This is a genomic window from Moraxella bovoculi 237 (assembly GCF_000696305.2).
Classification (GTDB): Bacteria; Pseudomonadota; Gammaproteobacteria; order Pseudomonadales; family Moraxellaceae; genus Moraxella; species Moraxella bovoculi.
Genome location: NZ_AOMT01000038.1, coordinates 1 through 800 on the forward strand (window position 1 = coordinate 1; position 800 = coordinate 800).

An 800-nucleotide genomic window follows, 5' to 3' on the forward strand; every position below is an offset into this window, starting at 1 on the left:
GAAGACCTGGGCAAAGCGGTGTCCTATAAGGGGATGTATGGCGATGTGGCCATCGTCGTGTATTCCGGACAGTACGTGGAAAACGGCGTCAAAAAGAACTTCCTGCCGGACAACACGATGGTGCTGGGGAACACTCAGGCACGCGGTCTGCGCACCTATGGCTGCATTCAGGATGCGGACGCACAGCGCGAAGGCATTAACGCCTCTGCCCGTTACCCGAAAAACTGGGTGACCACCGGCGATCCGGCGCGTGAGTTCACCATGATTCAGTCAGCACCGCTGATGCTGCTGGCTGACCCTGATGAGTTCGTGTCCGTACAACTGGCGTAATCATGGCCCTTCGGGGCCATTGTTTCTCTGTGGAGGAGTCCATGACGAAAGATGAACTGATTGCCCGTCTCCGCTCGCTGGGTGAACAACTGAACCGTGATGTCAGCCTGACGGGGACGAAAGAAGAACTGGCGCTCCGTGTGGCAGAGCTGAAAGAGGAGCTTGATGACACGGATGAAACTGCCGGTCAGGACACCCCTCTCAGCCGGGAAAATGTGCTGACCGGACATGAAAATGAGGTGGGATCAGCGCAGCCGGATACCGTGATTCTGGATACGTCTGAACTGGTCACGGTCGTGGCACTGGTGAAGCTGCATACTGATGCACTTCACGCCACGCGGGATGAACCTGTGGCATTTGTGCTGCCGGGAACGGCGTTTCGTGTCTCTGCCGGTGTGGCAGCCGAAATGACAGAGCGCGGCCTGGCCAGAATGCAATAACGGGAGGCGCTGTGGCTGATTTCGATAACC

Annotated in this window: 2 protein-coding genes; both read left to right on the top strand. The window is 57.4% G+C overall.

Translation table 11 applies throughout. The features are described from left to right. On the top strand, positions 1 to 330 hold a 330-nt coding region (locus tag MBO_RS08935; protein ID WP_036366883.1), incomplete at its 5' end, for a major capsid protein. Positions 331 to 371: 41 nt separating this feature from the next. Then, positions 372 to 770 carry a DNA-packaging protein FI gene (locus tag MBO_RS08940; RefSeq protein ID WP_000158919.1) on the top strand — a complete coding sequence of 133 codons (399 nt, stop codon included), beginning with the start codon at positions 372 to 374 and terminating at the stop codon, positions 768 to 770. The last annotated feature ends 30 nt before the right edge of the window (positions 771 to 800 follow it).